Consider the following 16,127-nt stretch of genomic DNA (forward strand, 5'->3'; position numbering starts at 1 on the left):
TCGCCGTTAAGACAAGCTGCCCGTCCGATGGTCGGACTGGCCGCATTTCCGCAGGCCAGAGCCGGTTTGAGTGATCGATTCCAAGGCCTGGAGGGCGTTAAGGCCTGCCGTTAAGGATTCGTCAAGGTCTGGCCGGAATCGCCGCAAAACCACCCGAAACGACCATCGGGGCGGACCGGCCTAGCCGTGGCGGGTGGCGAGCAGCAGGCCGGTGGAGCAGTCGAGGTAGGTGACGTGCAGGCGCGGGTCGGCGGTGAGGCGGTCGATCAGCGCGGTGACGGCCGGGGCGTGGCCCTCGGGCCAGGCGGGCTGCGGGAGCAGGTCGTCGATCAGGTAGAGGCCGCCGGGGGCGAGCAGGTCCAGGGCCTGGTCGAGGTGGTGGAACTTGCCGGGCCAGGTGTCGGCGAAGACCAGGTCGAACTCGCGGCCGGCCAGCGAGTCGAGCAGCTCGGCGCCGTCGCCGACCACCAGTTCCAGGCGCGGGTCGGCCCCGAGGTGCGCGGCGGCGACGGCGGCCACCACCGGGTCCTGCTCCACGCTCAGCAGGGTGGTGTCCGCGTCCATGCCGCTCAGCAGCCAGCTGGTGGAGGCGCCCGCGCCGGTGCCGAGCTCCAGTATCCGGCCGCCGGGCCGGGCCGCGGCGAGGGTGCGCAGCAGTTGGCCGGTCACCAGGTCGCAGGACATCGTGAACCCCAGCGCCGCGCAGCGCTCCGCGATGGAGGTGAGCACGACGGTGTGGGAGCCGGTGGTGAGCGTCATGGCGCGGCCTTTCGGTGGTGACGGTCCGTCAGCGACCCTGTCACCGTAGCGGCGGCGCCCGGCCCTGCTCGGTGCATTCCACAACTCGGACGGCCCGGCCTCCGCATCGGCGGGCGGCCCGGGAACCCCGTCGTGCCGTGGCGCCCCGCCTGCCCGTCGGGCGCACGTCCGGTGGCGGATCGGGGGCCGCGCCGCGAGGGTGGCATCCGGGGGACGCACCGGATCGCCTCACCGGAAAGAGCGAGACATGCCCGAAGTCACAAAACCGTACGCGACCGGCACGCCGTGCTGGGTCGATCTGATGGCGAAGGACCAGCAGGCGGCGCTGGACTTCTACCGCGACCTGCTCGGCTGGCAGGGCAGGCCCGGCCCGGCCGAGTTCGGCGGGTACGCGGTCTGCGAGCTGAACGGCCGGGCCGTCGCCGGGATCGGCCCGGCGATGGCGCCCGAGGGAGCGCCGGAGCCGCCCACCGTGTGGACCACCTACCTGGCCACCACCGACGCGCAGGCCACCCAGGAGGCGATCGTCCGGGCCGGCGGCACCGTACTGGCCCCGACCATGGACGTCGGCAGCCTGGGCCGGATGCTGATCGCCGCCGACCCGCAGGGCGCGGTGTTCGGCGTGTGGCAGCCCGGCGACTTCTTCGGCGCCCAGGTGGTCAACGAGGCCGGCGCGGTGGTCTGGAACGAGCTGCACACCAGCGACATCCCGGCGGCCACCGCGTTCTACGGCGAGGCGTTCGGCATCGAGATCGAGCCGATGGACGGCGTGGACAACTACTGGCTGCCGAAGGTCGGCGGCCGCGAGGTCGGCGGCGCCACCCTGCTCGCCAACGACCCGCCCGGCACGCCCGCGCACTGGCTGACGTACTTCGCGGTGGACGACGCCGACTCCACCGTGAACGCGCTGGTGCGCTCCGGCGGCACCGTACTGGCCCCGGCGTTCGACATGCCGGCCGGCCGCATGGCGGTGGTCGCGGACCCGCAGGGCGCGCCGTTCGCGTTGATCAAGCCGGTGCCGATGTAGGTCGGCGGCCGACCTCCGCGCCGCCCGTCCGGGTCCGCCCGGGCGGGCGGCGCGGCGTGCGGCAGGCGGCGCGGCGTGCGGCAGGCAGGGCGGCGTGCGGCAGGCAGGGCGGCGTGCGGCGGGCAGGGCGGTTCAGGGCAGCAGCGGGCCGCAGGTGAACAGCAGCGGCAGGACGGGCGCGGTGGCCGTGGTGAGCGCGGCGGCGGCGCGCAGCGCGGGGTGCGGGGCGGTGGCGGGGGCGAGCAGGCGGCGGACCCGCAGCAGTGCGGCGGTGCCGGCGGCGGCGAACGCGGCCTGCGGGACCTGTCCGCCGGCCACCCGGTACATGGCGGCGGCGAGCGCGGCGCGCGGGTGGCTGCGCACGGCGCGGTCGTCGGCGGCCATCTCCAGCAGCAGCGGGGTCTCCCGGGCGGACAGCCGGGCCAGCGGCAGGAACGGGAACGCGGCGGCGAAGGCGTCGGCGGCGTTGCGGGCCAGGTGGTGGCGGCCGGCCACGTGCGCGCGCTCGTGGGCCAGCACGGCAGCCAGCTGCGGGGGCGTCAGCAGGTCGAGCGCGCCCCGGGTGAGCACGATCCGGGAGCGGTGGCCGGGCAGGCAGTACGCGGCGGGGACGTGGTGGTCGAGGACGTGCGCGCCGAGCCGCGGGTCGCGGGTGGCGACCAGGTCGAGCAGTCGGCGGTGGCGGCGGCGGTGCCGGGCGGCGCGCCCCAGCACGGCGGCGAACCGGCCGAGCGGCCAGAGCGCGGCGGCGACGGGCAGCAGCAGGCGCAGGCCGCCGGGCGGCGCCCCGCCGCCGCCGGCGTGGTCGACGCCGCACAGGTGCATCAGGCCGACCAGCCCGAGGTGCAGGTGGCCGCCGGGCACGGCGACGTGGACGGCGGCCAGCACCAGCGCGGTGAGGAAGGACAGGGCGAGCCCCTGCCAGAGCGCGACCGCCAGCCGGGGCGCGCGGTGCGTCCAGCGCGCCCGGGCCAGCGGCAGCGGGGCGAGCACGCCGACCAGCAGCGCGTAGCCGAGCAGCACGAGGGCGGCGGTCACCGCGCCGTCCCCGGTGCGCCGCCGCCGTTGCCGGGGTGGTCGCGGTCGACGGAGTCGATGGCGGCGCGCAGGGCGTCGAGTTCGGCCGGGGTGAGCTGTTCGACCAGGTGGGCGAGGGCGCCGGTGGGGTTGGGGCTCGCGCCGAGGACGTCGCGCATCAGGGCGGCGCTGTACGCCTCGCGGCTGCACGCGGGCCGGTAGCTCCAGGCGCGGCCGGACTTCTCGCGGCGCAGCATGCCCTTGCGGTACAGGATGTCGGCGACCGTCATCACGGTGGTGTAGGCCAGCGGCCGGGAGCGGTTGAGGTCGTCGACGATCTCGCGGACGGTGGCCGGGCGGCCCCAGGTCCACAGGCGGTCCATGATCTCCGCCTCCAGCTCGCCGAGTCTGCGCACTGCTGTTTCCGTCTCCTCGCTCCGCTGTCGTCCGGCTCATGGTAGTGGGCGGCGGGCGGCTTGCCGGTCGATCTACTGAACTACTAAGTTGTCTCGTAGTGATCGCCCAGGACGGTGGGCGCCCGAGGAGAGAGACGCAGCGATGGGAACGCACCGCCGCCCCCGCCCCGCCGGACGCACCAGGACCGCCGTCATCGGCGCCGCCGCCGGAGCCGCCGTCCTGCTGCCCACCGCCTCCGCCTGGGCCGAACCGGGCGCCGGCAACCTCGACCAGGTCAAGGCGCAGGTCGACGACCTGTACGAGGACGCCGAGGCGTCCACCGAGGAGTACAACAAGGTCGACGAGCGGGCCCGCCAACTCCAGGACCAGGCCGGGAAGTTGCAGAGCCGACTGGCCGACCAGCAGGCGAAGATCCTGCAACTCCAGGACACCCTGGGCGCGTTGGCCGCCGAGCAGTACCGCAGCGGCGGGATGGACCCCAGCATGCAGCTGATGCTCAGCTCCTCCCCCGAGGACTACCTGCGGCAGGCCGGCCTCCAGGACATGGCCGGCGGGCAGCAGGCCGAGACGCTGCGCGCCGCGCTGCGACTGCAGCAGAGCATCGACCAGGAGCGCACCGAGACCGCCGCCAAACTGCAGGAGCTGGAGCAGGCCCGGGCGACGCTCTCCGCCAAGAAGGCCGAGGTCCAGTCGAAGCTGGGCGAGGCCAGCCGCATCCTGGCCGGCCTCAAGGCCGCCGACCGGGCCCGCGTCCTCGGCGACAGCAACAACCAGGCCGCGTCCCGCAGTTCGACCCGCGGACAGACCTACACCGGCCCCGCCACCGGCCAGGTCAAGGCCATCCTCGACTTCGCCTACGCCCAGATCGGCAAGCCCTACGGCTGGGGCGCCACCGGCCCCAACTCCTTCGACTGCTCCGGCCTCACCCAGGCCGCCTTCCGCGCGGGCGGCGTCAGCCTCCCCCGCGTCTCGCAGGACCAGTGGAACGCCGGCAAGCGCATCGCCAAGGCCGACATCCAGCCCGGCGACCTGCTCTTCTACTACAACGACCTGCACCACGTCGGCATCTACATCGGCAACGGCAAACTCCTGCACGCCCCCCGCACCGGCAAGAACGTCGAAATCGTCGACATGAACGTCATGCCGTACATGGGCGCCGTCCGCCCCTGACCCTCAGGCGCCCGCGCCCGGGGCGGTGACGGGGACGCACTCCGTGAGGAGGGCGAGGACGTCGTGCCAGGCGCGGTCGGCCTGGCGGGGGTGGTGGGCGACGCCGGGGAGGACGGGGGCGTCGGCGGTGGGGTGGTGGAAGGCGTGCTGGGCGCCGCCGTAGACGGTCAGGCGCCAGTCGACGCCGGCGGACTGCAGTTCGGCGGTGAAGGCGTCGCGGCTCTCGGCGGGCATGATCGGGTCCTCGGAGCCGACGCCGGCCCAGACCGGGCAGTGGATGTTGGCGGCTTCGCCGGGGCGGCCGGTGCTGAAGCCGTTGACGGTGGCGATGGCGCGCAACGGTACGCCGGCGCGGCCGAGTTCGACGGCGATGATGCCGCCGGTGCCGTAGCCGACGGCGGCGATCCGGTCGGGGTCGGTGCGGGGTTCGGCGCGCAGGACGTCGAGCGCGGCGTGGCCGATCCCGCGCATCCGGTCGGGGTCGGCGATCAGCGGGAGGACGCGGGCCAGCATCTCCTGCGGGTCGGCGAACCAGCGGCCGCCGTTGATGTCGAACAGCAGTGCCACGTAGCCGAGTTCGGCGAGCGCGTCGGCCCGGCTGCGCTGGAAGTCGCTCAGGCCGGGGCCTTCGGGGCCGAGCAGCACGGCGGGCCGGGGGCCGGTGCCGGCGGGCAGGGCGAGGTGGCCGACCATGGTGAGGCCGTCGGCGGGGTAGCGGACCGTGCGGGCGGTGACCGTCGTCGTCATGCGTGGGGACACTACGGACTGCCGGGCCGGGTGGGCAGCTTTCTTCGCTGCGAGCAGATCGGGCGGAGCGGCAGGACGGCTTCGCCGCGGGTGGGTCGGTGGCCCGGCCCCGGCCGCGGGAGACGGTCGGCCGGGGCGGGCCGGTCAGCAGGGCCGGTTCACCGTTCGCGGCGGGTGCGCGGCGGCCGGGGTGTGCGGGCCGGCGGGCGGGCGGTGCCGAGCGGGCGGCGCGGGGCGGGGACGGCCGGCGGGCGGGACTTCTCGGACATGCGCGAAACCTCGTTCTCGTTCGGCGGCCCGCCGATGGGACGGGGCGGGCCGGGTGCGACAAGGATGCGGCACCCGCTCGGCCGCGTCCGGACGGCGCAACGGCAGGCCACCCGAACGGGCCAGGGGTGGGCCGCGCGGGTGGCTGTGCCAGGATCGTCCGGCAGGCCGCTCCTGACGCTTCGAGGCGGGCGGCCGGATCGGAGAGGAACCGTGGGAACCGTCGTCGCGCCCAAGCCGCTGCTGCTCCAGGACGGGCGGGCGGCCGCCGCCGGCTGGTCGCTGGACCCGTCGTTGCGGCATCTCAACCACGGCTCGTTCGGGGCGGTGCCGCTGGCCGCGCAGCGGGCGCAGCTGGAGCTGCGCGAGGAGATGGAGCGCGCCCCGGTGGTGTGGTTCCCGGCGCTGCCCGGACGGGTCGCCCGGGCGCGCGCGGCGATCGCCGAATTCCTGCGCGTCCCGGCCGGGTTCACCGCGCTGGTGCCGAACGCGAGTGCGGGCGCGAGCGTGGTGTACAACTGCCTGCCGCACCGTCCGGGCGGGGAGGTGCTGGTGACCGACCACGGGTACGGCGCGGTCACCATGGGCGCGGCCCGGCTGGCCCGGCGCTGGGGCGGTGCGGTGCGCACCGCGCACGTGCCGCTGGCGGCGGGGCCCGAGGAGGCGGCGGCCGCGGTGCTGGAGCAGGTCGGCGACCGGACGGCGCTGATCGTGCTGGACCAGATCACCTCCGCGACCGCGCGCCGCCTGCCGATCGACCTGATCGGGCCGGCGGCCCGCGAGCGCGGCATCCCGCTGCTGGTGGACGCCGCGCACGTCCCGGGCCTGCTGGAGGATCCGCGGGCGGGTGCGGACTGCGACGCCTGGGTCGGCAACCTGCACAAGTTCGGCTGTGCGCCGCGCGGCACGGCGGCGCTCGTCGCGCGGGGCGAACTCCGGCACGCGCTGTACCCGTTGATCGACTCCTGGGGCGCGGAGGAGCCGTTCCCGGACCGCTTCGACACCCAGGGCACGGTGGACGCCACCGCCTATCTCGCCGCACCGTCCGCGCTCGACTTCGTGGCGCGGCAGTGGGGTTGGCCGCAGGCCCGCGAGTACATGACCGAACTGGCCGACTACGCGCAGGAGTTGATCGGCGAGGCGTTCACGGCGGCGACCGGCGGGCCGGCGACGGCGGAGGTCGGCATGCCGGTCAACGCGCTGCGGCTGGTCAGGCTGCCGGCCGGGCTGGGGCGGACCCGGCTGGAGGCGGACGGCCTGCGGGACAGGCTGGCACGGGAGTTCGGCGTCGAGGCGGCGTTCACCAGCTTCGGCGGGACGGGCTACTTCCGGCTGTCCACGCACGTGTACAACACGGCCGCGGACTACGAGTACTTCGCCGAGGAGTGCGTCCCGGTGCTGTGCGACTGGGCCGCGCGGGCCCGCCGGGAGGCGTAGCGGCGGCGGCGGGCGAGCGGCCTGGTGGAGGAGGAGCGGCGCCGGGTCGAGGCGAACCGGCACCGATCCGGGTGAACGCCCGCGACTACTGCGGGAGTCGGTAGTCCAGGTGGATGCGGTGGGTGCCGTCCTCGTCGATCACGATGTCGCCGGTGCCGGTGATCCCGGCCAGGCCCGCCGTGCCGCTGCCCGGCACGATGACGAAGTACTCGCCGTCGCGGCCCGCGCCGAGCGTGGTCGCGGAGTGCGCGAAGTTGAACGTGCCCTCGGCGTCGTGCAGTCGGCCCGCGAAGGACTCCATGGCGAGGTAGGTGCCGACGCCGGCCGCGTGGTCGAAGGCGGAGGTGAACAGGGTGGTGGAGCGGCCCGCGACCTCGCCCCGGAACTCCTTGCGCATGGTGGCGACGCCGACGCCGACGGCGGTCTCGACGTCGCCGGCCGGGACGGGCGCGGGGGTGAACTCGGGGACGGTGAAGGTTCCTGATGCTCGCATGCGCGCGATGCTAGGACCCGCCACCGACAGTGCCGCCACCGACAGCGCCGGCCTCGGCGGGCGGCGCCGTCCAGCCCGGGTACCCGGCCGGCGCGGCGGGGCGGCGCCGGCGGCGGGCCACCACGCCGAGGACCCCGGAGGTCGCCAGCAGCAGCAGGCCGAGCAGGCCCGCCGCGCCGACGGCGGTCAGGGCGGCGGCCGTGCCGGGCACGTCGCGGGCTTCCACCGAGGCGAGCGGGACGGGGCCCCACACCCGGGAGTCGATCGAGTTGGTGCGGGCGTCGCCGAGCACGAACACCTGCCCCTGCGGGACGGTGACGTCGAAGCAGCGGTACCCGTTGACGTCGAGGCCCCGCAGGTAGGGCTCGTCGAGCGGCGCATCGTTCAACTGCACGGGCCGGTCACCGCACTGCGAGACGTGGTCGCCACCGAGGGCGATCACCCGCTTCGCGACGGGGATGGCGGGCTCGCCGGGCTGGACGGCCTGGCGGAGGACCACCAGGTCGCCGCGCCGGACCTGCCCGGGCTCGACGGCGGTCATCAGGACGGCCTGCCCGGCCCGGTAGGTGGGCTTCATCGAGTCCGAGCTGACCACCACCCGCCGGGGCCCGAGGTGCAGCCCGTACCCGACCCCGCCCGCCGCGAGCAGCGCCCCCAGCACCCCCAGCACCAGCGCCGCCTTGCCGAGCCTGCCCCACCGTCGCATCCGCGTCCCCGTCACCGTGCCGTACCAGCCCGAACACCCGAGCGGTGCGCACGGGCGTTCGGGAGTGTAGCGGGGACGGGTAGGGTCCGTGGCATGCCGAAGGATCATGACGCCGGGACGGTGTCCGGGCCCGCGCGAGGGTCGGTCGGGGCGGCGGACGTCGAGTGCGCGGTGCGCCTGGCGGTCGCGGCGCTGACGGCGGCACCCGCCGCCGACTGGGGCGCTGCGGCGGGCGCCTTGGCGTGGGACTGCTGGGAGACCGTGGAGCACGTGGCGGACGGGCTGTTCGGCTACGCGACCCAACTCGCGCCCGCCCGACCGCCGTTGGACGGTCACGTGCCGCTGCGCTGGCAGCGCGACCACCCCGGCGGGCCGGCAAGTGTGGTGTTCGTGGACCGCGCCGCGGGCCCGGCGGGCCTGCTGCAGGCGCTGGACGCCGGCGGCGGGCTGCTGGCGTCCGTGGTCCGGACGGCGTCGCCGCAGGTCCGCGCGTTCCACGCGTACGGGGTGTCGGACCCGGAGGGGTTCGCCGCGATGGGGGTGGTGGAGACCCTGGTGCACACCCACGATGCGGCCGCCGGTCTCGGCCTGCCGTGGTCGCCGCCGGCCGGGCTGTGCGACCGGGTGCTGGGCCGGCTGTTCCCCGGGGCCCCGGTGGACACCGACCGCTGGCCGACCCTGCTGTGGGCGACCGGCCGCGCCGAGCTGCCCGGGCACGGCCGCCGCGTCTTCGAGCGCTGGCACAGCGCACCGCTGCCGTAGCTCAGCCTGCCTGTTCGGCGGTGGTCTCCGCGTCGAGCCAGGCCAGATAGCCGGACGCCCCGACGGTGATCGGCACGGCGATCACCTCCGGGGTGTCGTACGGGTGCAACTCGCTGATGCGGTCGACGAGTTGCGGGGCGAGCGCGGCCCTGGTCTTGAGGTCGATCCGCCATTCGGCGGCGTCCTGGGCCTCGCCGGCCCACCAGTACACGGAGCGGATGGGGTGGACCTGCGCGCAGGCGGCGAGGCGTTCGCGGACCAGGGCGGTGGCGAGGGCGCGGGCGGCGTCCTCGTTCTCGTGGGTGGTGGTGACCACCAGGTGCTGGGGCTCGGTCATGGGCCGAGCCTACGGGGGTCGGGAGGGAGGCGCTGGGTGGCTTCGGGTGGCGCTCAACAGTCGGAGGCGGCGCGCCATGGCGGCTCGGGCACCCCGCGCTCGGGCCGCCATGGCGCTTGACGGTCGACGGCCGCACCCCCGGTTTTCCCCTCCCGGGGAGTGGGGCCGCGCCGCCGCTTCGGATGGCTCTGCGACGAGTGTCGTCGCTGACCGTGCCGCGTGGGGGCAGGTACGGTCAGCGACGGGACCAGAGGGCCGGGACGTTCGGCGGCTCCCAGCCGGCGAACGCGGTGTGGGCCTGGACGCAGACGTAGGTGACGCCGTTGTAGGTGACCAGGTCGCCGGCCTTGTAGCTGGTGCCGGCCTGCCAGGTCGTGGCACCGGTCGGGGAGGAACTCGGGCTCGGGCTCGGCGAGTTGCTGCCGGTCGGGCTGGTGCTCGGCTTGGGCGTCCCGTTGACGTTCAGCACGAAGTCGAAGCTGGCCTGGCTGCCGTTGCCGACCTGGCGGACGGTCATCACCAGCTTCGGGTCGAAGATGGTGTCGGTGGCGTTGCGCGGCTCGTTCGGGAAGTACAGCTGCGTGGTCAGGATCGGCTGCCCGGGGGCCTGCACCTTGACGTGGATGTGCCGGGTGCGGCCCGGGTAGAGGCCCGGGATGATCGTGGTCAGCGTGTACGCGCCGTTGGCGTCGCTGAACTGGTGGCCGCGGAAGGTGTAGCCGCTGTTGTCGTAGGTGCCGTTGGTGTCGGCCTGCCAGAAGTCCAGCAGTGCGCCGGAGATGGGGGCGCAGTTGCGGCCGAACACGTAGCCGCTGACGGTCAGCGGGGTGCCCGGGGTGCCCGGGGTGACGAGGTTGGTGCGCAGCGGGGAGCCCGGCTTGAAGTAGGGGCCTTCGATCTGCGCGCCGGTCGGCGCGTCGCCGTCGTGGCAGTCGGGGGTGAGCGGGAGCGACGTGCCGCCGGCGGCGGCGGTGTCGCGGGCCAGGGCGGTTCCGCCGCCGATCAGCACCGGCACGGCACCGGCCAGCGCGGCGGCCTTGAGCAGGCTCTTGCGGCTGATCTGCCGGTCGCCCAGGGGGTTGTGGGGGGTGGACATGGCTCTCCGTTCGGCTGCTTCGTCGGATCGCCGCCCGCCCGGATTCCCCTGGTTGGGACATGACACCTGGAGAGGTCGGGTGTCCCCGTGGCGGCGGCGCTGTGGGGTGCCTCAGACGCTAGGCCCTGCCGGGCGGGCCGTCGATGGACGGGGGCCGCCGGACGTGGTGCATTCCTCAGCCTTTACCCGCCGTTGGTCTTTCCCGCCGGCGGCCTTTCCCGCCCGCACCCGATTATCCGGCGCGTTCGCGGAACTCCCCCGGCGTGCGGCCGACTTCGCGCCGGAAGAAGCGGCAGAAGTATGCCGGGTCGGAGAATCCGGCCGCCATCGCGACCTGGCGGATCGTCATGTCCGTGGTGGCGAGCAGCCGTTTGGCCTCCAGGGTCTGCTGCTCGCGGATCAGCCGGGCCGGGGTGCGGCCGGTGGACTCCTTCACCACCTCGTGCAAGTACCCGGCGGACACGCCGAGTTCGCGGGCCAGTGCGAGCACCGAGCGGTCGGGCCGGCCGGCCTCCGCGATCAGCCGGCCGAACCGGTCCATCAGCGGGTGCACGGACGCCCTCGGCGCCGTCCCCCCGTCGCCGCCGTCGTGCTGCCGGGCCGCGCGCAGCGCCCGCACCAGCAGCACGTGCAGCAGCGCCTGCAGCACGCCCAGCCCGCCGTCCAGGCCCGCCCGGTACTCGGCGGTCAACTCGGCCAGCAGGCGGCAGAGTTCGTCGCTGCCCTGGCGGCTCGGCCGGGCCGCCGCGGCGCCGGCCAGCGACCGCAGCAGGGCCAGGTCCTCCGGGTGGCGGTGCAGGAAGTCCTCCTTGAACAGCAGGACCCAGCCGTCGAGTTGGCGCGCGCCCTGCCAGTGGTGCACCTGGCCCGGGAGCACCACGTACAGCACCGGCGGCTCGATCCGGTGCTCGGCCAGGTCGACGACGTGCGTCCCGCTCCCCTTGGTCACGTAGACCAGTTCGTAGAACGAGTGCCGGTGCGGGAAGTCCGCCCGGGAGAGCGGCCCGATGGAGTCGAAGCTGCCGGCGGCGAACGGCACCATCCCCGGGTCCGGGACGTCCAGGTCGTGCATTTCCAGGCCGGCGGGCGGTCGGAGCGTCATCGCGCCAGTGTGCGCGGACACCCCGCTCAGCGTCCAGTGGTCCAGACCAGGGGCGGGTGGTGGCAGCACCCCCGGGAAGGTGGGGGAAAGTCGACCATCAGGTCTCGACCTGGGCCCGCTGACGCCGCCGGGCGGGCCGGATGGAATGGCTCCGTGTCCTCTCCTCTCCGCCAACTCGACCACCGCCGACGCTGGTTGTGGCCGGCCGGCTGGCTGCTCTGCGCCGTCTGGGCCGCGCTCTTCCCGCTGGTCTCCTCGCTCGGGCCGCACCGCGACTGGGGCGTGGTCGCCGCCGTCGGCTACCTGGCGGCCGCCGCACTCTCCTGCCGCCGCGACGGCCGGCTGCCCTCGGCACTGGTCGCCCTCGCCCTCTGCGGGCTGCTGCCGCTCGGCCTCGCCGCCCTGGCCGGCGAAGGGCAGAGCGAGGTCACCGTGATCGGCCGGGCGGGCGCCGAACTGCTGGCGCACGGCTCGCCCTACCTCCAATCACCCACGTCGGTCGAGGAGTTGACGCCCTACCTGCCGGGCATGGCCGTCCTCGGCCTCCCCCGCGCCCTGCTCGGCCCGCACGCCGCCCTCGGCGACCCACGCCTGTGGTGCGCGGCGGCGTTCCTGACAGCGGTGGCCGGCGCATGGCTCACCATGGCACGGGAGATCACACCAGGCTGGGCCACCCCAGGGGCACGAGGAACTGCGCGAGCAACGACACGCCACAGACCACGCCGCGACCCCGCCACCGCCCACGCCCTTGCGGTCCTCGCACCAGGCTGGGCCACCCCAGGGGCGCGAGGAACTGCGCGAGCAACCACACAACCACCGGCCAGATCGCGAGCAACGACACGCCACAGCCCACCTCGCGACCTCCCCAGCGAGCACGCCCCGGCGGCCCTCGCGCTGCTGGCCTCGCCCATCGTCGCGCTGCCGCAGGCCGTGAGCGGGGTCGATCTCCCGATGACCGGCCTGCTCTGCCTGGCCCTCTCCCTCGCCGCGCGGCGGCGGCCCGCCGGTGCCGGGTTGGCACTGGCGGCGGCCTGCGCGCTCAAGTGGACCGCCTGGCCCGCCGTTCCGGTGGCCGTCGCGCTGCTCGCGGCGGTGGCGGGCCGACGGGCGGCGCTGCGCTGCGCCGGGGTCGCGGTGACGGGCGCGGCGGCGCTGGTCGCGCCCTGGCTGGTGCTCGCGCCCGGGCCGATGGTGCGCCAGGTGTTCGCGTTCCCGCTCGGCCTCGGCGAGTGGCGGACGCCCGCCGCGAGCCCGCTGCCCGGCCGACTGCTGGCCCAACTGGGCGTCGGCGGCTGGTGGTTGGCGCTGGCGCTGCTCCTGCTCGGCGGCGCTGCGGTGGCGGTGTCGCTGGTCCGCCGCCCGCCCCGGAACGTGGTCGCGGCGGCCGACCGGCTGGCGCTCGGGCTGGCCCTGGCGTTCCTGCTCGCACCGGCCGGGCGGTTCGGCTACCTGGCGCTGCCGCTGTTCCTGGCCGTCTTCGCCCGCCTCACTCCGGGCCGGGCGTCAACTCCCCTGCCCGAGCGGCCCGAAGCCCCACTGCTCGTCACCGCACCCTGATCCCACTTCCTCTGCGAGGCACCGATGGCCACCACCCTGATCGTCACCAACGACTTCCCGCCCCGGCAGGGCGGCATCGAGACTTTCGTCCACGCGATGGCCGTCCGGGTGCCGGACCACGACGTGGTCGTCTACACCTCCGCCGAGCCCGGCGCGCGGGCGTACGACGCGACGCTGCCGTTCCCCGTGGTCCGCGACCCGTCCCGGCTGCTGCTGCCCACCCGCCGGGTGACCCGGCGGGCCGTCCGGATCGCTCGGGAGCACGGGTGCGACCGGGTGTGGTTCGGGGCGGCCGCGCCGCTCGCGGCGATGGCCCCGGCGCTGCGGCGCGAGGCGGGCGTGCGGCGGCTGGTCGCCACCACGCACGGGCACGAGATCTGGTGGGCGCGGACGCCCGGGGCGCGGCGCGTGCTGCGGCGGATCGGCACGCACTGCGATGTGGTCACCTACCTCGGCGAGTACACCCGCCGCCGGATCGGCCCCGCGCTCGGCCCCCGGGCCCGGATGTCGCGGCTGGTGCCGGGCGTCGATCCGTCGCTGTTCCGCCCGTCGGAGGCCGAACGGCGCGGCGTCCGCGAGCAGTTCGGGCTCGGCGACGCGCCGGTGGTGCTGTGCGTGGCCCGGCTGGTGCCGCGCAAGGGCCAGGACGCGCTGATCCGCGCCCTTCCGTTGATCCGCCGCCGTGTCCCGGGCGCCACCCTGCTGCTGGTCGGCCGGGGCCCCGACGAGGCCCGCCTGCGCCGCCTGGCGGGCCGTCACGCGCCGGGCGCGGTGGTCTTCGCGGGCGGCCGCCGGCACGCCGACACCGCCCCGTTCTACGCGGCGGCCGACGTCTTCGCGATGCCGTGCCGCACCCGCCGGGCGGGCCTGGAGGCGGAGGGCCTCGGCATCGTCTTCCTGGAGGCGTCGGCCGCCCGACTCCCCGTCGTGGCGGGCCGCTCCGGCGGCGCCCCGGACGCCGTCCTCCCCCACCGCACCGGCGCCGTCCTCGACGGCCGCGACCTGGCCGCCCTCGCCGACGCCGTCTGCTGCTACCTCGAAGACCCGTCCCACGCCCGCGAGTTCGGCCTGGCCGGCCGCGACTGGGTGCGGCGGCAGTGGTCCTGGGACGCCTCCGCCGCCCACCTGAACGCCCTGCTCGCCGGCGACCCCGCCGACGCCGCCGACCCGGCTGACCCTGCGCACCCGGCGGACCCGGCGGGCGGTCAGGACGGGTCGGCGGGGGTGTGGGCGCGGTAGGTGAGGACGGCGAGGACCCGCCGGTTGCCCTCGGTGGGGTCGAGGGCGAGTTTGCCGAAGATGTTGCCGGCGTGCTTGACCACGGAGGCCTCGGTGACGGTGAGGCGCTGCGCGATGGTCTGGTTGTTGAAGCCCTCCGCCATCAGCGCCAGGACTTCGTGCTCGCGGGGGGTGAGGCGGCGCAGCGGGTCGTCGGCGGTGCGGTGGGCGAGCAGGATGCGGACGACCTCGGGGTCGATGACGGTCCGGCCGGCGGCGACGCGTTCAAGGGCGTCGGTGAAGTCGGCGACGTCCATGACCCGGTCCTTGAGCAGGTAGCCGAGGCCGCCCCGGTGGGCGGTGTCGGCGCCGAGCAGCCGGGTGGCGTAGGCGGTGGCGACGTACTGGGAGAGCACCAGGACGGGCAGGCCGGGGTGGCGTTCGCGCAGGTAGAGGGCGGCGCGCAGGCCCTCGTCGCGGTGTTCGGGGGGCATCCGGACGTCGGTGACGACCACGTCGGGGCGGTCCTCGTCCACGGCGCGGATCAGCTGTTCGGCGTCGCCGACGGAGGCGGTGACGCGGTGGCCGAGGCGGGTGAGCAGTTCGGCGAGGCCGGCCCGGAGCAGCACGGCGTCCTCGGCGATCACGATCCGGAGCACGGCACCTCCAGGCGCAGGCGGGTCGGGCCGCCGGTGGGGCTGGTCACGGTCAGGCGTCCTCTCAGGATGGCCACCCGGTCGGCGAGGCCCTGGAGGCCGGCGCCGGTCGCGGGGTCGGCGCCGCCGCGGCCGTTGTCGGTGACGGTCAGCACCAGGGTGCCATCTTCCAGCGTGCCGTGGACGGCGATCTCGTCGGCGCCGCTGTGTTTGGCGGCGTTGGTGAGCGCCTCGGTGACGGTGAAGTACGCGGCACTCTCCACCGGGCCGGGCAGTCGGCGCGGCAGGTCCACGTCGACCAGCACCGGCACGGGGTGGCGCAGCGCCAACTCGGCGACGGCGGCGGGGAGTCCGTGGTCGGTGAGGACCTGCGGGTGGATGCCGCGCACCAGGGCGCGCAGCTGGTCGAGGGCGAGCCGGGCCTCGCCGCGGGCGCGGGCGACGAGATCGGCGGCGGGGCCCGGCCGGCTGCGGAGTTCGAGTTCGGCCAGGCCCAAGGTCATTCCCAGCGCGACGAGTTGCTGCTGCGCGCCGTCGTGCAGGTCGCGCTCGATGCGGCGCCGCTCGGCCTCGAACGCGTCCGCCAACCGGGCCCGGGAGCGGGTGAGTTCGACCACCTGCGCCCCGAGGTCCTCCTCGCGGGCGGCCAACAGCAGCCCGGCGAGCCGCACTTGGGCGCCGGCCAGCAGCGCGCCGCTGTAGGCGGCGACCGCCAGCCCGAGCAGGCCGACGGCGCTGGCCGCCAAGCCGTCGACCGGCCCGGAGACCGGCCGTCCGGGGATCAGCATCACGGTGTCCGGCTGGACCGCCCAGATGAACACCGGTGCGGCCAGCAGCATCCCGCAGAAGCCGAGCAGCGCCGCGAACGCCAGACCGGCGGTCGCGAAGACGGTGGACTGCACGGCCACGTACCCGAGTTCACGCCAGGTCGCCCGCTCCCGCAGGCGCGCCCGAAGCCAGTCCCGCGCCACCGCCCGGTGCGGATCGGCGAGCCGCACCGGCTCCACCAGCCGCAACCGCCGCCGCTCCCACGCCCCGACCGGCACCCCGAGCACGGCCGTCCCCGCCAGGATCACCACCCCGACCCCGAGCGTCGACAGCGCGACCCCCGCCGCCAGCCCGACGGTCAGCAGCACCAGGGTGACCAGCCCCTGCACCGCCCCGCTCAGCAGCAGCGCCCAGGCCCGCCACGGCCACCCCGACACCAGGAACCGCACCGGCCCCCGCCGCACCGCCGCCCACACCGCGACGTCCATCCGCGCGCCTCCCCGCCCTCGCTCCCGCCCGACCCTACCTGCGCCTTCCGGCGGGCCCGACGTGAGAAGAACGCTCCGCCCGCGCCCGGGGGCGAGGACGGCG

17 protein-coding genes are annotated in these 16,127 nt (G+C 75.5%); 6 read left to right on the plus strand and 11 right to left on the minus strand.

The genetic code is table 11. The annotated features are described in order from the left end of the window. Positions 1–180 precede the first annotated feature (180 nt). The gene (locus tag ACWEMJ_RS00895; protein ID WP_452134767.1) at positions 181–759 is read right to left on the minus strand and encodes an O-methyltransferase; all 579 of its coding nucleotides are present in this window, start codon (positions 757–759) and stop codon (positions 181–183) included. A 247-nt stretch (positions 760–1,006) separates the two neighbouring features. On the opposite strand from ACWEMJ_RS00895, the gene ACWEMJ_RS00900 reads away from it, so the two are divergent. Next, the gene (locus ACWEMJ_RS00900; protein WP_452134768.1) at positions 1,007–1,786 is read left to right on the plus strand and encodes a VOC family protein; all 780 of its coding nucleotides are present in this window, start codon (positions 1,007–1,009) and stop codon (positions 1,784–1,786) included. Positions 1,787–1,918: 132 nt separating this feature from the next. Here the strand turns inward: ACWEMJ_RS00900 and ACWEMJ_RS00905 are convergent, their stop codons facing one another. After that, a complete protein-coding gene (locus ACWEMJ_RS00905) occupies positions 1,919–2,824 on the minus strand; it encodes a M56 family metallopeptidase (RefSeq protein ID WP_452134769.1) in 906 nt (301 codons plus the stop codon). Further along, a complete protein-coding gene (locus tag ACWEMJ_RS00910) occupies positions 2,821–3,219 on the minus strand; it encodes a BlaI/MecI/CopY family transcriptional regulator (protein WP_452134770.1) in 399 nt (132 codons plus the stop codon). Before ACWEMJ_RS00910 ends, ACWEMJ_RS00905 begins: the two co-directional genes overlap by 4 nt. A gap of 142 nt (positions 3,220–3,361) precedes the next feature. On the opposite strand from ACWEMJ_RS00910, the gene ACWEMJ_RS00915 reads away from it, so the two are divergent. Next, the gene (locus tag ACWEMJ_RS00915; protein ID WP_452134771.1) at positions 3,362–4,390 is read left to right on the plus strand and encodes an NlpC/P60 family protein; all 1,029 of its coding nucleotides are present in this window, start codon (positions 3,362–3,364) and stop codon (positions 4,388–4,390) included. Positions 4,391–4,393: 3 nt separating this feature from the next. Here the strand turns inward: ACWEMJ_RS00915 and ACWEMJ_RS00920 are convergent, their stop codons facing one another. Then, the gene (locus ACWEMJ_RS00920; protein ID WP_452134772.1) at positions 4,394–5,137 is read right to left on the minus strand and encodes a dienelactone hydrolase family protein; all 744 of its coding nucleotides are present in this window, start codon (positions 5,135–5,137) and stop codon (positions 4,394–4,396) included. A gap of 480 nt (positions 5,138–5,617) precedes the next feature. On the opposite strand from ACWEMJ_RS00920, the gene ACWEMJ_RS00925 reads away from it, so the two are divergent. Next, the gene (locus ACWEMJ_RS00925; protein WP_452134773.1) at positions 5,618–6,841 is read left to right on the plus strand and encodes an aminotransferase class V-fold PLP-dependent enzyme; all 1,224 of its coding nucleotides are present in this window, start codon (positions 5,618–5,620) and stop codon (positions 6,839–6,841) included. 85 nt (positions 6,842–6,926) lie between these two features. Here the strand turns inward: ACWEMJ_RS00925 and ACWEMJ_RS00930 are convergent, their stop codons facing one another. Together ACWEMJ_RS00930 and lepB are read right to left on the minus strand one after the other, a co-directional pair. Continuing rightward, positions 6,927–7,334 (minus strand): DUF3224 domain-containing protein, encoded by a 408-nt coding sequence (locus tag ACWEMJ_RS00930; protein WP_452134774.1) that lies wholly within the window; start codon positions 7,332–7,334, stop codon positions 6,927–6,929. Positions 7,335–7,344: 10 nt separating this feature from the next. Beyond that, positions 7,345–8,040, minus strand: coding sequence for a signal peptidase I (gene lepB, locus ACWEMJ_RS00935; protein ID WP_452134775.1), 696 nt, complete (start codon positions 8,038–8,040; stop codon positions 7,345–7,347). 93 nt (positions 8,041–8,133) lie between these two features. On the opposite strand from lepB, the gene ACWEMJ_RS00940 reads away from it, so the two are divergent. Continuing rightward, positions 8,134–8,802 carry a hypothetical protein gene (locus tag ACWEMJ_RS00940; RefSeq protein WP_452134776.1) on the plus strand — a complete coding sequence of 223 codons (669 nt, stop codon included), beginning with the start codon at positions 8,134–8,136 and terminating at the stop codon, positions 8,800–8,802. 1 nt (position 8,803) lies between these two features. Here the strand turns inward: ACWEMJ_RS00940 and cutA are convergent, their stop codons facing one another. The 3 genes from cutA to ACWEMJ_RS00955 form a co-directional block, all read right to left on the minus strand. Continuing rightward, on the minus strand, positions 8,804–9,139 hold the full coding sequence (cutA, locus tag ACWEMJ_RS00945) for a divalent-cation tolerance protein CutA (RefSeq protein ID WP_452134777.1): 336 nt from the start codon (positions 9,137–9,139) through the stop codon (positions 8,804–8,806). Positions 9,140–9,374: 235 nt separating this feature from the next. After that, positions 9,375–10,235: a dioxygenase family protein gene (locus ACWEMJ_RS00950; RefSeq protein WP_452134778.1), complete on the minus strand. Its 861-nt coding sequence runs from the start codon at positions 10,233–10,235 to the stop codon at positions 9,375–9,377. 232 nt (positions 10,236–10,467) lie between these two features. Continuing rightward, a complete protein-coding gene (locus ACWEMJ_RS00955; RefSeq protein WP_452134779.1) occupies positions 10,468–11,337 on the minus strand; it encodes a helix-turn-helix domain-containing protein in 870 nt (289 codons plus the stop codon). Between the two features lie 342 nt (positions 11,338–11,679). On the opposite strand from ACWEMJ_RS00955, the gene ACWEMJ_RS00960 reads away from it, so the two are divergent. Continuing rightward, the gene (locus ACWEMJ_RS00960; RefSeq protein ID WP_452134848.1) at positions 11,680–12,894 is read left to right on the plus strand and encodes a hypothetical protein; all 1,215 of its coding nucleotides are present in this window, start codon (positions 11,680–11,682) and stop codon (positions 12,892–12,894) included. A 24-nt stretch (positions 12,895–12,918) separates the two neighbouring features. Beyond that, positions 12,919–14,133 carry a glycosyltransferase family 4 protein gene (locus ACWEMJ_RS00965; RefSeq protein ID WP_452134780.1) on the plus strand — a complete coding sequence of 405 codons (1,215 nt, stop codon included), beginning with the start codon at positions 12,919–12,921 and terminating at the stop codon, positions 14,131–14,133. Here the strand turns inward: ACWEMJ_RS00965 and ACWEMJ_RS00970 are convergent. Beyond that, on the minus strand, positions 14,100–14,771 hold the full coding sequence (locus ACWEMJ_RS00970; RefSeq protein WP_452134781.1) for a response regulator transcription factor: 672 nt from the start codon (positions 14,769–14,771) through the stop codon (positions 14,100–14,102). The genes ACWEMJ_RS00965 and ACWEMJ_RS00970 overlap by 34 nt on opposite strands. Next, entirely contained in the window at positions 14,756–16,024 is a 1,269-nt protein-coding gene (locus ACWEMJ_RS00975) for a sensor histidine kinase (protein ID WP_452134782.1), read from the minus strand. The genes ACWEMJ_RS00970 and ACWEMJ_RS00975 overlap by 16 nt, the downstream gene beginning before the upstream one ends. Positions 16,025–16,127: the final 103 nt, after the last annotated feature.

It is taken from the genome of Kitasatospora sp. NPDC004531, from assembly GCF_053602195.1.

Coding starts and splice junctions, on each gene's coding strand:
- ACWEMJ_RS00965 (WP_452134780.1), top strand. CDS start 12,919: ATGGCCACCACCCTGATCGTCACCAACGACTTCCCGCCCCGGCAGGGC.
- ACWEMJ_RS00975 (WP_452134782.1), bottom strand. CDS start 16,024: ATGGACGTCGCGGTGTGGGCGGCGGTGCGGCGGGGGCCGGTGCGGTTC.
- ACWEMJ_RS00895 (WP_452134767.1), bottom strand. CDS start 759: ATGACGCTCACCACCGGCTCCCACACCGTCGTGCTCACCTCCATCGCG.
- lepB (WP_452134775.1), bottom strand. CDS start 8,040: ATGCGACGGTGGGGCAGGCTCGGCAAGGCGGCGCTGGTGCTGGGGGTG.
- ACWEMJ_RS00920 (WP_452134772.1), bottom strand. CDS start 5,137: ATGACGACGACGGTCACCGCCCGCACGGTCCGCTACCCCGCCGACGGC.
- ACWEMJ_RS00900 (WP_452134768.1), top strand. CDS start 1,007: ATGCCCGAAGTCACAAAACCGTACGCGACCGGCACGCCGTGCTGGGTC.
- ACWEMJ_RS00915 (WP_452134771.1), top strand. CDS start 3,362: ATGGGAACGCACCGCCGCCCCCGCCCCGCCGGACGCACCAGGACCGCC.
- cutA (WP_452134777.1), bottom strand. CDS start 9,139: ATGACCGAGCCCCAGCACCTGGTGGTCACCACCACCCACGAGAACGAG.
- ACWEMJ_RS00950 (WP_452134778.1), bottom strand. CDS start 10,235: ATGTCCACCCCCCACAACCCCCTGGGCGACCGGCAGATCAGCCGCAAG.
- ACWEMJ_RS00940 (WP_452134776.1), top strand. CDS start 8,134: ATGCCGAAGGATCATGACGCCGGGACGGTGTCCGGGCCCGCGCGAGGG.
- ACWEMJ_RS00955 (WP_452134779.1), bottom strand. CDS start 11,337: ATGACGCTCCGACCGCCCGCCGGCCTGGAAATGCACGACCTGGACGTC.
- ACWEMJ_RS00930 (WP_452134774.1), bottom strand. CDS start 7,334: ATGCGAGCATCAGGAACCTTCACCGTCCCCGAGTTCACCCCCGCGCCC.